Consider the following 15,135-nt stretch of genomic DNA (forward strand, 5'->3'; position numbering starts at 1 on the left):
AAATAAAAATCAAGATCTCAATTTAATGTTAAACATATTTTGTAAATCAAACAAACATTTATTAATAATTTCAGATATCTCATAATCCTCTAAAGTTTTAATAAAACTTTGCAAAAAAATAGCAATACTAACACTCTTATATCCTTTAGGTATAGAATTTCCATAATAAACATCAAATAAATATATATTTACTAACAATTCACCAATAACTTTTTTGCAAATATTTATAATATCCATTATATATATATTATCATCAACTAATAAAGAAATATCTCTTCTATTAACAGGAAAAACAGATATTTCATTAAAATTAAAAGCAGAAGCGGGTAACATTTTATCCCAAATTAGCTCAAATAAAATAACAGGTTTATCAAAAACTAAATATTTTGCAATTAAAGGATGTATGACTCCAATACAACCAATATATATATTTTTACAATAAATAGATGCACTTTGACCGGGATGTAAAAAAGAATACTCCTGGGCTTTAAAATTAATTAAATTAAAATTATAAAATAAACTTAAAATAGATTCGATTATACCTTTTAAATCATAAAAATCAACACTTACAGATAACATATCCCAATACTCATTATACTTAGTTCCACTCAACAAACCACTTAATAATAATCTTTCCTTAACTATAGAATTAGTTGTTAACTTAGGTGAAAAACAAACACCAAACTCAAATATAGAAATATCACTTTGTTGACGATTAATATTATGCTGTAATACAGTTAATAAACCAGCGAATAAAGATAAACGCATCACAGATTTTTCCAATGAGAATGGATTTAAAATTGATAAACCATTAATCTTTGGATATAATAAAGTTTGTAAATTATTATCGACAAAACTATAAGTTATTACTTCATGATACCCCTTATCAACTAAAAGAGTTTTAATACGATCAACAGACAAATTAGAACTAAATACTTTTGATGGTATATCACTACCTACAATAGGAATATCAGGAATCTTATCATAACCATAAAAACGAATTATTTCTTCAATTAAATCCTCTTCAGTTAAAAGATCTAAACGCCAATATGGAGGAAAAACATTTAAAATAATATCGTTAATGTCTAATGTACAACCAATAAATTTTAAAGTCTTTATTATAAAACTATGATTTATTTTATGACCTATAAATAAATTAATTTTTTTATAACTTAACTTTATACAATGTCTTTTAGGTAAAAATTTTAAATTTGAAACATCAATAACAGATCCAGCTCGACCACCACATATATTTAAAATAAAATAAGTAACTCTATCTATAACTTTAAGATAAAAAGAAAAATCTGTATTATTAGAATTAAAACGAATAAAGTTTGTTTTAATTTTATGATTAATAATAAAATTATTAATAATATTAGAAGAAAAAAAAGCACATTCTAAAAATAAATTCTTTGTTTTTTTATCTAAAACACAATATTTACTATTTGTCAAACCAGCAATTTCTATAATCTTATTATTATCTTCAACTATTAAAATATTAGTATCATTCAATATAAAATTAGAATTATTAATTAAAATTATTTTTTCACCTAATTTATTTAATCTAATATTTATTCCCCCATCAATAAAATCTAAATCAAACACATTCACAAATAAACCAAATTCTAAAGAAACATAATTAATAATATCCACTATAGAATTGACTAAAACAATATTACTACGACGTAATCTTTCACTCATCCATATAGGAATAATATTATTAATATTAATATCTTTTATTATTCTACCTAAATAAATTGGAGATAAAAAACTATCTTCAATAGTAATAGGTAAATGATCATTATTATTAATATTTATTTTAGTAGAAATATCAAATTTTTTAATATTTCTAAAACTCAAAACAGATAATTCCCTAGCCAAACCTAATATACTTTGACAATCAGAACGATTATAATTTATAGAAATATCTATAATCTTATCTTTAAAATCAAAATAATTTAATATATCTTTGCCTGCCTCAACATAATTTGGTAAAACAACTATATTAAAATTATTATATTCAATACCTAATATATGATATGAACACATAATACCATCAGAAATAATATTTTTAAATACTCTTTTTTTAATATATAAACTGTTAGGTAAAACTGATTTTACTGTAGCAATAGCAACTTTCATTCCAATAACAAAACTAAATTTTTTACTAATAATATTTAAAAAAATATCATTACCTACAAATACTTTAACAAGATATAAACTATCTTTATTGGACAAACAACAAATATGAAAAATTTCTCCAACTATAATATTACTAAACATATAATAGATTGATGTAATACTATTTACTTCAATACCTAACATAGTAAATTGTTTGTGTAATAATTTATTATCTTCAGATATATCAATAAACTCATTTAACCAATTTCCACTAAATATCATTAATCAAACCTATAAATCTTAAATTATTTAAACTGTTTTAAAAATCTTATATCGTTTTCAAAAAAAACACGTAAATCTTTAGTATTGTAATACAACATAGCTAATCTTTCTATACCCACACCAAAAGCAAATCCAGAGTAAATATCCGAATCTATATTAACATTATTCAATACATTAGTATGTATCATCCCACAACCTAATATTTCCAACCATTTATCATTATTTATTTTAATATCTACTTCAACAGATGGTTCTGTAAAAGGAAAATAAGAAGGGCGAAAACGAATACAATATTTTTTATTGCCAAATAAAGTATGTAAAAAATTATTAATTATCCATTTTAAATTAGAAATACTAATATTTTTATCAACCATAACACCTTCAATTTGATGAAACATAGGTGTATGTAATCTATCACAATCATTTCTATATACACGACCAAAACTAATAAAACGAATTGGAGGAGAAGATTTTTTCATAAATCTTATTTGTACAGATGAAGTTTGAGTACGTAATAAATATTTATTATTAAACCAAAAAGTATCTTTTTTACTCCTAGAAGGATGACAATAGGGTATATTTAAAGCATCAAAATTATGATAATAATCTTCAATTTCAGGACCAAAAACAAAAGAAAAACCCAAAGAAGAAAAAAAATTTTTTGATAAATTAATAAGTATATTTACAGGATGTAAAGAACCATTTTTTATTTGTCTTCCAGGTAAAGATATATCAATTTTCTTTTTCAAAAATAAATTATTTTTACAAAATAAATTATCCAACTTATATTTACGACGACTAATAATTTTCAATAAATTATTTTTTACTCTATTTAAAATATAACCTAATTTTACTCTATCCTGCTTATCTAATTTAATCATTTCTTTAAACTGAGAATTTAAAAAACTATTTTTACCTAAATACTTAACACGTAAATCATCTAATTCTACATAATTTTTAATACTATTTATTTCATTACGAGCTGTTAACAAAAATTTTGATAAATTAAGCATGATTATACTTTTAAAATTTTAATAGTATACTTTAAAAAAACATAAAAAAATTAAATTAATTTCTTTATTAAAAGAACAAAACTTTTACTATCATTAATAGCCATATCTGCTAATATTTTTCTATTTAAAGAAATAGAAGCTTTTTTCATAAGACATACAAAATTACTATAATTTATTCCATAATTTCTAACAAAAGCATTTATTCTAACAATCCATAAACGCCTAAATTGTCTTTTACGTTGTTTACGATCACGATAAGAATACTGTCCTGCTTTTATAACAGCTTGTACAGCAACTCTATATACCCTAGAACGAGAACCATAATAGCCCTTAGCACTACTTAAAATTTTTTTATGACGTGCATGAGACACAACACCCCTTTTAATTCTAACCATAATATAATCCTTAAAAAAAAAATAATAAATTAAACATATGGTAAACAAGGTAATATATGAACTAAATCACATCTTAAAACAATAGCTTTACGCCTTAAATGTCTTTTACGTTTACTATTTTTTTTTAATAATAAATGACGTAAATTAGATCTTTTATGTTTTACTAGGCCAGAAGAATTTTTCTTAAATCTCTTATAAACAGATCGTATTGTTTTAATTTTAGACATAAGTTTCTCTCAATATTATAATAAAAAAATAATAATTTTCTTATCACTTCTTTTTAGGAATTAATAACATAATCATTTGTCTACCTTCTATTTTTGAAGGAAAAGACTCAACATTAGCATGATCCATCAAATCTAATTTAATACGATTTAACATATCCACACCTAATTGTTGATGGGATATTTCTCTACCTCTAAAACGCAAAGTAACCTTAACTCTAAACCCGTCTAATAGAAAACGAAGTAAATTACGTAATTTAACATTATAATCACCCTTATCTGTTGCAGGTCTAAATTTTACCTCTTTTGTTTGTACAATTTTTTGTTTTCTTTTATTATTTTTTATTGATTTACCTCTTTCATAAATTAATTTACCATAATCTATAATACGACATACATGAGGATTTGTATTAGCATTAATCTCTACCAGATCAACACCAGCTTTTTCTGCCATAAATAAAGCATCATTTAAAGTAACAATACCTATTTTTTCACCATTTATACCTATTAAACGAACTGTATCAACATTAATTTCTCTATTTATTTTATTAGATATTATAGAATACATTTTTTTTAAAATCATAACGTCTTAATTTTCCATTTTATTAATACTATAATTATCAATTTCTTTCTTTAATCTATTAATAAATACATAAAGAAAAATATTGTTAATCTTTTTACCTAAACAAGTACGTATAGATACACTATTATTTTTAACTTCATTATCTCCACAAATTAACAAATAAGGAATTCTTTTCAAAATGTATTCACGTATTTTAAAACCAACTTTTTCATTTCTAGTATCCAATTTAACACGAATACCTTCAATTTCTAACAAATCTTTTACTTTAGTAGCATAAAATTTTTGACTATCAGTTATATATAATACAACAACTTGAATTGGAGATAACCAAGTTGGTAAATAACCATAAGTTTCTTCCATTAATATACCTATAAATCTTTCTATAGAACCAAGTACTGCTCTATGTATGATAACAGGGGAAGTACGCTCATTATCTTTATTAATATAAAACACATTTAACTTATTTGATAATATAAAATCTAATTGAATCGTACCACATTGCCAAGAACGATTTAAACAATCATTTAAAATAAATTCAATTTTAGGACCATAAAATGCACCCTCACCATATTGATAACTAAAATTTATATTATTACTTTCTAATACGGATAATAAATCTTTTTCAGCTAAATCCCACAAACTATCTTCCCCTAATCTTTTATCAGGTCTAGTAGATAGTTTTACTAAAATATTTTTAAAACCAAAAATATTATAAATATCATAAATCATTTTAATACAATTATTTACTTCAAAACGAACTTGATCAACACTACAAAATATATGAGCATCATCTTGAGTAAAACATCTTAATCGCATCAAACCATACAAAGAACCTGAAAATTCTTTACGATGACAACTACCAAATTCAGAAATTCTTACAGGTAAATCACGATAAGATTTAATTCCACATTTAAAAATTTGAATATGACAAGGACAATTCATAGGTTTTATACAATATTCAGTGTTTTCAAAATGTGTAGTAAAAATTAATTCTTTAAAATTATCCAAATGACCAGTCATATCCCAAATTTTTTTACTTAAAATCATTGGTGTTTTTACTTCTTGATAATTATATTCTTTTAATTTTAAACGTATTAAATTTTCTAATTCCTTAAATACTATCCATCCATTACTATGCCAAAAAACAATACCTGGAGAAATATCTTCAACATGATAAAAATCAAGATATTTATTGATTTTACGATGATCTCTTTCTTTAAGTAAATTCATAATAATATATAAAATATATTCAATTAAAAAGGAATGTCGTCATCCAAAATTGTATCTTCACTAACATTTACTTTTTTTTGTTCAAAATTATCCTTATCATTTAATAAAGAAGTAACTGTAGATTTTTTTTTATTACCTAACATTTGCATAGTACCATTAAGATTAACAATAATTTCTGTAATATAATGCTCTTGATTATTCTTATCTTGCCATTTCCTTTTTTGCAAAAAACCCTCAATATAAACTTGTGATCCTTTACGTAAATATTCACTAGCAATTTCTGCTATTTTACCAAATAAAACGACTCTATGCCATTCAGTTCTTTCTTTATTTTCACCGGTTTGTTTATCACGCCAACTTTCAGATGTTGCTAAAGTAATATTTGTAACAGCATTACCATTTTGCATATAACGTACTTCAGGATCTTGACCTAAATTACCAATTAAAATTACTTTATTAACACCTCTACTAACCATATATCATCCTGAATATATTAAAAACAAAGTTACATTGCACACAAAAATATTAATTATTAAAAATAAATCAAAATATATTATTCAATAATAAATATTGATAAAAAATTATCAAATAAATTTTATTATACCATCAATAATAACAAAATTAATAAAAAATACTAAATAAAAATTTAATATCAATATTAAATTACAATATTTTAAAAAAAATAATAAAATATATATAAAACAATAATTTAAATAATAAATATATTATATTTAATTAACATTTGACTAAAATTAATCATATAATATTTTTATATAACATATAATATTAATAAATATTATAAAATCATAGATAAATTTAAAAATAATTTAATTATAAACTTACTTAAAAAAATATATTAAAATAACTATTTAATAAAATATACAAAAAATAAATTAAATAAAAAAATAAAAAAATAAAATTAATTCTTTAATGAAATTTGAAATAATCAAAATTATAAGAACATACTATTAATAAATAAAATTTATTTTATAAAATAAATAATTTAATATATAAAATATTAATAAAAAAAATAATAAGGATAATATGGAAAATTCAAAACAAACATTTAAAAATTTATTAGAATTTGTAAAAATATTTAGAAAAAAAAATAGATTGCAAAGAGAAATTAAAGAAATAGAAAAAAAAATACAAGACGATAAAAATAGAATATTATTATTAAAAAATTTAAATGAATATATAAAACCGAATATAACAACAGACACAATAAAAAAAATAATAAAAACAATGAACAATGATTATGAAGAAAGAATTGATGAATATATAATAAAAAATGCAGAATTATCAAAAGAACGTAGAGATATATCAAAAAAATTAAAAACCATAGGAAAAAAATAAAATATAACCAAAAAAGATATAAAAATTAATTTTATTTATAAAATGAAAATAAAAAAAATAATACCAATAATATTCATGATAATAAGTTGTATACATAATCAAAATCATGATAAGCAAATAAATAATAAAATATCTTATAAAAATTTAAAAACAATAGAAAAATGGAATAAATTAATACTTGAAGCATCTAAAAAATATAAAATAGACATAAAATTAATAATATCTTTAATTAAAATAGAATCTAATGGCAACCCTTGTGCTATAAGTAAATCAAATGCAATAGGTTTAATGCAAATTAAACCTTCTACGGCAGGTAAAGAAGTATATAGAAATAGAAAAATAGAAGGACAACCTTCTAAAAACAAACTAAAAGACCCAAAAACAAATATTGATATAGGTGCAAATTATATATATTTATTACAATATAAAATGTTGAATAAAATTAAAAATAAAAAAATATTAAGATATGCTATAATAGTTTCATATGTAGGTGGCATAAGTATATTATTAAAAATTTTTTCAAATAAACAAAAAACATCTATGAAAATAATCAATAAAATATCACCAAATAAATTTTTATGGTATATAAAAACAAAACATCCATATAAACAAACATACAAGTACTTAATTAAAGTAAATGACTTATATTGTAACATATATAATAAACAAAATTAAACATCAAAACTAAAACCTGTTTTTTTAATACTATCATTACTCATTAAATATAAATACATAGGCATTAAATCTATAGGATTATTTAACAATGAAACATCTTCGTTTGGATATGCTAAAGCACGCATTTTAGTCCTAATTTGTCCTGGATTAACACAATTTACACGTAAAGACGTATCTTTATATTCCAATGACAAAATTTGCATCATACCTTCAATGGCAAATTTAGAAATAGAATAAGCACCCCAGTAAGCTCTACCTATTCTACCAACACTAGAAGTTGTAAACAATAATGATGAAGAAGATGATCTCAATAATAAAGGTAACAATAACTTTGTTAAAATAAAAACAGAATCTAAATTAACTCTAATAACACGTTTCCACAAAAAAACAGGATATTTCTTAATAGGTAATAATAAACCTAAGTCTCCTGAATTATGTAAAATTCCGTTTAATTTAATATATTTATTCCTTATCTTACTAACAAATTTTTTAGCACTATTATATGTTAATTTATTCATATCAATAACATAGCTATTAGCACTAAATTTTCTTATAGAATTAATATGATTTTTTAAATTATTTAATTCACAAAAATTACGACCTAATAAAATAACTTTAGCCCCACATTTAACGTAAGTAATAGCAACACATTTGCCAATATCACCAGTAGCACCAGTTATTAAAATAACACGATTTTTTAATAAATTAACATCAAAAATATAATCCATATATTACCACATAAAAAATATTTGTTTTAACAAAAAATTAAAAAAATTTAATAAATTAAATAAATTAAAATAAAAATATTATATTTTAATTATCTAATATAAAAAAAATACTTTTATTTAAATAAATAAAAAATCAATATTAATAATAATTTTCATTATATTTTATAAATAAAAATACAAATTATATATTTAATATTACAAAAAAACAAAAATAAATTAGAAAATTAAAAATATTCTAATATTAATATATATAATAAAATGTTATATTAATAACAATTCTTAATAAAAATGGATCAAATATATAAATTTACAAAATTAAATTTATATTAAAATTAAGTAAAAATAAATATTTACTTGGATAAAATATATGAAATTACAACAATTACGTTATATTGTAGAAGTAGTCAACCATAATCTAAATGTATCATCAACTGCAGAAGGACTGTACACATCACAACCAGGAATAAGCAAACAAGTAAGAATGTTAGAAGATGAATTGGGTATACAGATATTTATACGAAGTGGAAAACATTTAACAGAAATAACATCTGCAGGGAAAAAAATAATTCATATTGCAAGAGAAATTTTATCTAAAGTAGAATCCATTAAATCTATAGCTGAAGAACATACATGGCCAGATAGAGGATCATTATTTGTTGCAACAACACATACTCAAGCTAGATACGCATTACCAGATATAATAAAGGGTTTTATAAGAAAATATCCTAAAGTATCATTACATATGCAACAAGGATCACCAAAACAAATATCCGACGCTGTATCAAGAGGAAATGCAGATTTTGCAATTGCAACAGAAATATTACATTTATATGATGATTTAATAATGTTACCATGCCATAATTGGAATCGTGTAATAATAGTAATGCCTAAACATCCATTAGCTAATCAAAAATACATAACAATAAATGAATTGGCAAAATACCCGTTAGTAACGTATACCTTTAGTTTTTCCGCATGTTCAGAATTAGAAAAAACATTTAATAAAGCGGGATTAAAACCAAAAATTGTATTTACTGCAACAGATGCAGATATAATAAAAGCATATGTAAGACTTGGATTAGGAATTGGTATTATAGCTAATATGGCAATCGACCCAATTTCTGATTCTGATCTGAAATGCATTAAATGCAATAACATGTTTGCCCATGGAATAACTAAATTAGGATTTAAACGTAGTACATTTTTAAGAGGGTATATGTATGATTTTATCTATCGTTTTGCTCCACATTTAACTAGAGATATGATAGATAACGCCATATCTTTAAAATCAAATAAAGAAATAGAAATAATGTTTAAAAATATAAAATTACCTATTAAATAAAAAATATCTATTTTTAATTTAAAAATAAAAAAATATTATATTAAATGACCCATTTTATTAAATTTGGTATATAAATAATCATAATTTTTAGGATTACTGCCAACAACTAATGGTATACGTTCAACAACATTAATACCAGCTTGTGATAAAAATAAAACCTTATGAGGGTTATTTGTTAACAAACGTATTTTTTTTACACCTAAAATATTTAACATATCAACACAGATTTTAAAATCACGTTCATCTTCAGAAAAACCTAAAATACGATTAGCATCAACTGTATCATGACCTTTATCCTGTAAAAAATATGCCTTAATTTTATTTAACAAACCTATATTCCTACCTTCCTGACGATGATATAATAAAATTCCATTACCAATTTTAGATATCATAGCTAAAGAAGCTTCTAATTGAAAACCACAATCGCATCTTAAACTATATAAAGCATCACCAGTTAAACATTCAGAATGAATTCTGACAAGAATAGGATGATAAGAATCTATTTTGCCATGAACAATAGCAACATGATTATTCTTGGTTAATAATTCTTCAAAACCGAATATTAAAAAATCACCCCATTTAGTAGGTAATTTTGCTTTTGCAATCTTTTTAAGATACATCTTATTCCCCAAAATTTTATATAATATAATAAAATATTAATTTTATTAAACATTTATAATATTCTAAAATACAAAAAATTAATTAAACTATTAAAATATAAAAAATAATATTTTTACATAAAATGTGTTAACTACATAATTTAAAAAAAAGAAAATAAACAAAATATAAAATTATTTAAAATTAATAGTAAATAAATGTAATAACTATTTTAAAATATAAAAAATAATAATTAAAACTATAAAATACAAAATCATGAAATATATAAGAAACTTTTCTATAATAGCACATATTGACCACGGAAAATCAACATTGTCTAATAAATTGATTCAAATTTGTAACAAAAATATATTAATAAAAAACAAAATACTACACTCTATGGAACTAGAAAAAGAAAGAGGAATTACAATAAAAGCAAACTGTATAAATTTAAACTATACAGATAAAAATAAAAACAAATACAAATTAAATTTAATAGACACTCCAGGGCATGTAGACTTTTCATATGAAGTATCACGTTCAATATCGGCTTGTGAAGGAGCAATATTATTAATAGATGCATCTCAAGGAATAGAAGCACAAACAATTTCCAATTATCAAATAGCAACTAAAATGAAATTAAAAATAATAATTGTAATAAATAAAATAGATCTAAAAACAGCAAATATAAAAAAAGTAACAGAACAAATAAAAAACACCTTTCATACAAAAAATAAAAAAATATTTTATTGCTCTGCAAAAATAGGATATGGAATAAAACCAATAATTAAAGAAATAATTAAAGAAATACCAAGACCAAATGGAAATAAAAACAAACCATTACAAGCACTAGTAATTGATTCGAAATTTGACAAATATCAAGGAATAATATCATTAATAAAAATTAAAAATGGAAACTTAAAAATAAAAGATATTATTCAAGTAATGAGTACAAGAAAAAAATATAAAATAAATAAAATTATAAAATTTAATCCTAAAGAAATAGAAAAAAAAAAACTTCATTGTGGAGAAGTAGGATGGATTTTTTGTGGTACAAAAGATATTGAATCGGTTCCCGTTGGAGATACAATAACAAAAACAATAAACCCTGCGAAAAAAAAATTAAAAAACTTTAAAAAAATAAAACCACAAGTATACGCCAAAATATTCCCTATTAAACAAAAATATTATAAAAACCTAGAAATAGCATTAAAAAAATTAAAATTAAATGATTCTGCATTAATATATGAAATTGAAAATTCTTCAACTTTAGGTGCTGGATTCAAATGCGGGTTTTTAGGATTATTACATATGGAAATAATCAAAGAAAGAATAAAAAGAGAATACAATATAAATATTATAAATACCTTGCCTTCAGTTGTATATAGAGTAAAAACATTTTGTAATAAAATTATATATTTAAATAATCCTAAAAAATTCAATTCAATAAAAAATATAAAATATTTTCAAGAACCATTTGCAGAATGTATTATATTACTAAATAAAAAATATTTAGGAAAAATAATAAAATTATGTAATAAAAGAAGAGGTATACAAACAAACATCTCTTATCATAACGATGATTATATAATTTTAAAATATGAAATACCTATGATAGAAATAATTTTTGATTTCTATAACAATATAAAATCCATATCACATGGTTATGCCTCTATACAATACTCTTTTAAAGAATTCAAAAATTCAAATATGGTATATATAGAAATATTAATTAATAAAATTAATATAGATATATTATCAACAATTACACATAGATCAAATGCACAAATTATATCAAAAAAAATTATAGATAAAATAATACCATTAATTTCAAGAACACAATTTGATATAATAATTCAAGCACAATGCAACAAAAAAATAATTATCAGCAAAAAAATAAAACAATTACGTAAAAATGTAATAGCAAAATGCTATGGTGGAGATATAACAAGAAAAAAAAAATTATTAAAAAAACAAAAAAAAGGAAAAAAAAAAATGAAACAAATAGGAAATATAAATATACCCAAAGACGTATTTTTATCAATTTTAAATATCAATCATAAATAAAACAATATATTTAGGAATAATTATGAATAATTATTTTTCCATAATACTAGAAATAATTACAATATTTACTGCAACAATATGGATTGCAGAAAAATTAAAACTAATATCATATATACAAAAAAAAAACATAATAAAAAAAAAAAAAATAAAACTTACAAAAAAAGAATACTTAATAAAAAATATTGCATCAATATTCCCCACTCTATTATTTGTATTTATAATAAGATCATTTATTTATGAACCATTTCAAATACCATCAAAATCAATGCTACCTAATCTTATAGTAAGAGATTTTATTTTAGTAGAAAAATTTTCTTACGGATTAAAAGATCCAATCACACAAAAAACACTAATAAAAATAAAAAATCCAAAAAGAGGAGATGTTATAGTATTCAAATACCCTCACAATACAAAATTATATTACATAAAAAGAATCATAGGAATACCAGGTGATATAATATCATATGATAATTTAAAAAAAACAATCAAAATATATAAAAAACAAAAAAATATATCAGTAACTTATAATAATAAAAAAAATGAAAATAATAGAATATTAATAGAAGAAAAAATCGAAAATAAAAAATATTGTATTTTAATAAACAATACAAAAAACATAAATAAATTATTAATGTATCCATCAAAAAAATATATAAAAACATGGAAAATACCTAAAAATAATTATTTTGTATTAGGAGATAATAGAGATAATAGTTACGATAGCAGATTTTGGGGGTTTGTTCCAAAAATCAATATCGTAGGTAAAGCAAAATTTATATGGATGAACTTAAAACAAGAAGATGGTCAATGGCCTACTGGAATTAGATTAAATAGAATTGGAAAAATTAAATAAAATGAATAGTAAAAAAAAACAAATATATAATATATTTTATATAAAATAAATAAATTAGATAATTAATATTTATAAAATCATGAATAATATTACACTAACATCATTACAAAAAAAAATAGGATATACCTTTAACAACCAAAAAATACTAAAACAAACATTAACTCATAGAAGTGCAAATAAACAACACAATGAAAGAATGGAATTTTTAGGAGATGCAATTTTAAATTATGTAATAAGCAGCATACTATACAAAAATTTTCCAACAATTAGAGAAGGTAATATGAGTAGAATAAGATCAAATTTAGTAAACGGAAATGCATTAACAAACATAGCTAAAAAATTTACATTAGGTCAATATCTAAATTTAGGCCCGGGAGAAATAAAAAATAAAGGATTTAAAAAAAAATCCATTTTAGCAAATTCAATAGAAGCATTAATAGGAGGAATATTTTTAGATAGTAATATAATAACTATTGAAAAAATAATTCTAAAATGGTACAAAAAAAAACTGCAAAACATATATCCAAATAAAATATTTAAAGATCCAAAAACAAGATTACAAGAATATTTACAAAAAATGAATTTACCACTACCATCATATTCATTAATAAAAATAGAAGGAATAACACACGAACAAAAATTCACAATACAATGTAAAATTAACAATAAAACTGATTTAATTTTTGGAATAGGATTAAGTAAAAAAAAAGCAGAACAAGAAGCTGCAAAAAAAGCACTTATTAAATTAAAAATATTATGAAAATAAAAAAAAAATACTGTGGATATTTTACAATTATTGGAAAAACAAATACAGGAAAATCAACATTATTAAATAAACTAGTTAAAAAAAATATTTCAATAGTATCAAATAAAAAACATACAACTAGAAATACTATGATAGGAGTTAAAACTAAAAAAAACAAACAAAAAATTTTTATTGATACGCCTGGTATAAATTCAAAAAAAAAAAAAATAATAGATAAAATAATGAATAAAAATTCCATTAAAGCAATAAAAAATACTGACATAATTATCTTTTTACTTAATAAGACACAATTAGATAAAAATGATTTTTTTATTATAAATAAAATAAAAAAAATAAAAAAACCTATAATAATAATAATAAATAAAATTGATGAAATAAAAAACAAAAGAAAATTACTACCATATATAAAAAAAATTAATCAGTATATTAATTTTCAAGATATAATACCGATATCTGCAAAAACCGGGGAAAACATAAATAGATTAAAAAAAATTATTAGTAATAATTTACCTGAAAAAAAACATTTTTTTCCATATAAATATATAACAAATCAATCAAAAACTTTTTTAATATCAGAAATCATCCGTAAAAATATAATATTTAATGTATACAAAGAATTACCACATTCTATAAATGTAGAATTAAAACATATAATACAAAAAAATAATATTTGTTATATAGAATGTTCAATATGGGTAGAAAAAAAAAGTCAAAAAAAAATAATAATAGGTAAAAATGGTAATTTAATAAAAAAAATAAAAACAAAAGCAAAAAAACAAATTAGTATTTTTTTAAACAAAAAAATAATTATAAATTTAATAATAAATGTAAAAAAAAAATGGAAAAATAAAAATAAACTAATAAACAAAATAAATTTAAACTAATAAATTTTATTCATTTAAA

At 21.0% G+C, this 15,135-nt stretch carries 15 protein-coding genes and 1 pseudogene; 7 read left to right on the forward strand and 9 right to left on the reverse strand.

Annotated elements, in window-relative coordinates; genetic code table 11:
- Window positions 1-9: 9 nt before the first annotated feature.
- The 7 genes and pseudogenes from pheT to ssb all read right to left on the reverse strand — a co-directional run bounded on the left by pheT (window position 10) and on the right by ssb (window position 6,324).
- On the reverse strand, window positions 10-2,403 hold the full coding sequence (gene pheT, locus ONB71_RS01675; protein WP_274360428.1) for a phenylalanine--tRNA ligase subunit beta: 2,394 nt from the start codon (window positions 2,401-2,403) through the stop codon (window positions 10-12).
- Window positions 2,404-2,426: 23 nt separating this feature from the next.
- A complete protein-coding gene (gene pheS / locus ONB71_RS01680; RefSeq protein WP_274360429.1) occupies window positions 2,427-3,416 on the reverse strand; it encodes a phenylalanine--tRNA ligase subunit alpha in 990 nt (329 codons plus the stop codon).
- A gap of 50 nt (window positions 3,417-3,466) precedes the next feature.
- A complete protein-coding gene (gene rplT / locus ONB71_RS01685) occupies window positions 3,467-3,811 on the reverse strand; it encodes a 50S ribosomal protein L20 (protein WP_274360430.1) in 345 nt (114 codons plus the stop codon).
- Window positions 3,812-3,840: 29 nt separating this feature from the next.
- Complete coding sequence (gene rpmI, locus ONB71_RS01690) at window positions 3,841-4,038, reverse strand: 50S ribosomal protein L35 (protein WP_274360431.1); 198 nt, start codon at window positions 4,036-4,038, stop codon at window positions 3,841-3,843.
- A 43-nt stretch (window positions 4,039-4,081) separates the two neighbouring features.
- Window positions 4,082-4,618 carry a translation initiation factor IF-3 gene (gene infC / locus ONB71_RS01695; RefSeq protein ID WP_274360432.1) on the reverse strand — a complete coding sequence of 179 codons (537 nt, stop codon included), beginning with the start codon at window positions 4,616-4,618 and terminating at the stop codon, window positions 4,082-4,084.
- Between the two features lie 6 nt (window positions 4,619-4,624).
- Window positions 4,625-5,833: pseudogene (gene thrS, locus ONB71_RS01700) on the reverse strand (threonine--tRNA ligase); the annotation flags it as partial.
- Window positions 5,834-5,871: 38 nt separating this feature from the next.
- Window positions 5,872-6,324 (reverse strand): single-stranded DNA-binding protein, encoded by a 453-nt coding sequence (gene ssb / locus ONB71_RS01705; protein WP_274360433.1) that lies wholly within the window; start codon window positions 6,322-6,324, stop codon window positions 5,872-5,874.
- A 568-nt stretch (window positions 6,325-6,892) separates the two neighbouring features.
- Here ssb and ONB71_RS01710 point away from each other — a divergent pair.
- The gene (locus tag ONB71_RS01710) at window positions 6,893-7,204 is read left to right on the forward strand and encodes a DUF496 family protein (protein WP_274360434.1); all 312 of its coding nucleotides are present in this window, start codon (window positions 6,893-6,895) and stop codon (window positions 7,202-7,204) included.
- A gap of 42 nt (window positions 7,205-7,246) precedes the next feature.
- Window positions 7,247-7,879 (forward strand): transglycosylase SLT domain-containing protein, encoded by a 633-nt coding sequence (locus tag ONB71_RS01715; RefSeq protein WP_274360435.1) that lies wholly within the window; start codon window positions 7,247-7,249, stop codon window positions 7,877-7,879.
- On the opposite strand, the gene ONB71_RS01720 is transcribed toward ONB71_RS01715, so the two are convergent.
- A complete protein-coding gene (locus ONB71_RS01720) occupies window positions 7,876-8,607 on the reverse strand; it encodes a YciK family oxidoreductase (RefSeq protein WP_274360436.1) in 732 nt (243 codons plus the stop codon). The two genes, ONB71_RS01715 and ONB71_RS01720, sit on opposite strands and share 4 nt — an antisense overlap.
- A 367-nt stretch (window positions 8,608-8,974) precedes the next feature.
- Between ONB71_RS01720 and cysB the strand changes: the two genes are divergently transcribed.
- Window positions 8,975-9,949 carry an HTH-type transcriptional regulator CysB gene (gene cysB / locus ONB71_RS01725; protein WP_274360437.1) on the forward strand — a complete coding sequence of 325 codons (975 nt, stop codon included), beginning with the start codon at window positions 8,975-8,977 and terminating at the stop codon, window positions 9,947-9,949.
- 35 nt (window positions 9,950-9,984) lie between these two features.
- Here cysB and ribA read toward each other — a convergent pair whose 3' ends face one another.
- Entirely contained in the window at window positions 9,985-10,569 is a 585-nt protein-coding gene (ribA, locus tag ONB71_RS01730) for a GTP cyclohydrolase II (RefSeq protein WP_274360438.1), read from the reverse strand.
- Between the two features lie 253 nt (window positions 10,570-10,822).
- On the opposite strand from ribA, the gene lepA reads away from it, so the two are divergent.
- The 4 genes from lepA (at window position 10,823) to era (ending at window position 15,116) form a co-directional block, all read left to right on the forward strand.
- Window positions 10,823-12,613: a translation elongation factor 4 gene (lepA, locus tag ONB71_RS01735; RefSeq protein WP_274360439.1), complete on the forward strand. Its 1,791-nt coding sequence runs from the start codon at window positions 10,823-10,825 to the stop codon at window positions 12,611-12,613.
- 22 nt (window positions 12,614-12,635) lie between these two features.
- Window positions 12,636-13,466 carry a signal peptidase I gene (gene lepB, locus ONB71_RS01740; protein ID WP_274360440.1) on the forward strand — a complete coding sequence of 277 codons (831 nt, stop codon included), beginning with the start codon at window positions 12,636-12,638 and terminating at the stop codon, window positions 13,464-13,466.
- A gap of 79 nt (window positions 13,467-13,545) precedes the next feature.
- On the forward strand, window positions 13,546-14,226 hold the full coding sequence (rnc, locus tag ONB71_RS01745; protein WP_274360441.1) for a ribonuclease III: 681 nt from the start codon (window positions 13,546-13,548) through the stop codon (window positions 14,224-14,226).
- Complete coding sequence (gene era, locus ONB71_RS01750) at window positions 14,223-15,116, forward strand: GTPase Era (RefSeq protein ID WP_274360442.1); 894 nt, start codon at window positions 14,223-14,225, stop codon at window positions 15,114-15,116. Before rnc ends, era begins: the two co-directional genes overlap by 4 nt.
- Window positions 15,117-15,135 lie beyond the last annotated feature (19 nt).

It is taken from the genome of Candidatus Purcelliella pentastirinorum (assembly GCF_028748785.1).
Classification (GTDB): domain Bacteria; phylum Pseudomonadota; class Gammaproteobacteria; order Enterobacterales; family Enterobacteriaceae; genus Purcelliella; species Purcelliella pentastirinorum_A.

Excerpts from the sequence above, each read along its gene's own strand:
- pheT (WP_274360428.1), bottom strand. The coding sequence starts at position 2,403 with ATGATATTTAGTGGAAATTGGTTAAATGAGTTTATTGATATATCTGAA.
- pheS (WP_274360429.1), bottom strand. The coding sequence starts at position 3,416 with ATGCTTAATTTATCAAAATTTTTGTTAACAGCTCGTAATGAAATAAAT.
- rplT (WP_274360430.1), bottom strand. The coding sequence starts at position 3,811 with ATGGTTAGAATTAAAAGGGGTGTTGTGTCTCATGCACGTCATAAAAAA.
- rpmI (WP_274360431.1), bottom strand. The coding sequence starts at position 4,038 with ATGTCTAAAATTAAAACAATACGATCTGTTTATAAGAGATTTAAGAAA.
- infC (WP_274360432.1), bottom strand. The coding sequence starts at position 4,618 with ATGATTTTAAAAAAAATGTATTCTATAATATCTAATAAAATAAATAGA.
- ssb (WP_274360433.1), bottom strand. The coding sequence starts at position 6,324 with ATGGTTAGTAGAGGTGTTAATAAAGTAATTTTAATTGGTAATTTAGGT.
- ONB71_RS01710 (WP_274360434.1), top strand. The coding sequence starts at position 6,893 with ATGGAAAATTCAAAACAAACATTTAAAAATTTATTAGAATTTGTAAAA.
- ONB71_RS01715 (WP_274360435.1), top strand. The coding sequence starts at position 7,247 with ATGAAAATAAAAAAAATAATACCAATAATATTCATGATAATAAGTTGT.
- ONB71_RS01720 (WP_274360436.1), bottom strand. The coding sequence starts at position 8,607 with ATGGATTATATTTTTGATGTTAATTTATTAAAAAATCGTGTTATTTTA.
- cysB (WP_274360437.1), top strand. The coding sequence starts at position 8,975 with ATGAAATTACAACAATTACGTTATATTGTAGAAGTAGTCAACCATAAT.
- ribA (WP_274360438.1), bottom strand. The coding sequence starts at position 10,569 with ATGTATCTTAAAAAGATTGCAAAAGCAAAATTACCTACTAAATGGGGT.
- lepA (WP_274360439.1), top strand. The coding sequence starts at position 10,823 with ATGAAATATATAAGAAACTTTTCTATAATAGCACATATTGACCACGGA.
- lepB (WP_274360440.1), top strand. The coding sequence starts at position 12,636 with ATGAATAATTATTTTTCCATAATACTAGAAATAATTACAATATTTACT.
- rnc (WP_274360441.1), top strand. The coding sequence starts at position 13,546 with ATGAATAATATTACACTAACATCATTACAAAAAAAAATAGGATATACC.
- era (WP_274360442.1), top strand. The coding sequence starts at position 14,223 with ATGAAAATAAAAAAAAAATACTGTGGATATTTTACAATTATTGGAAAA.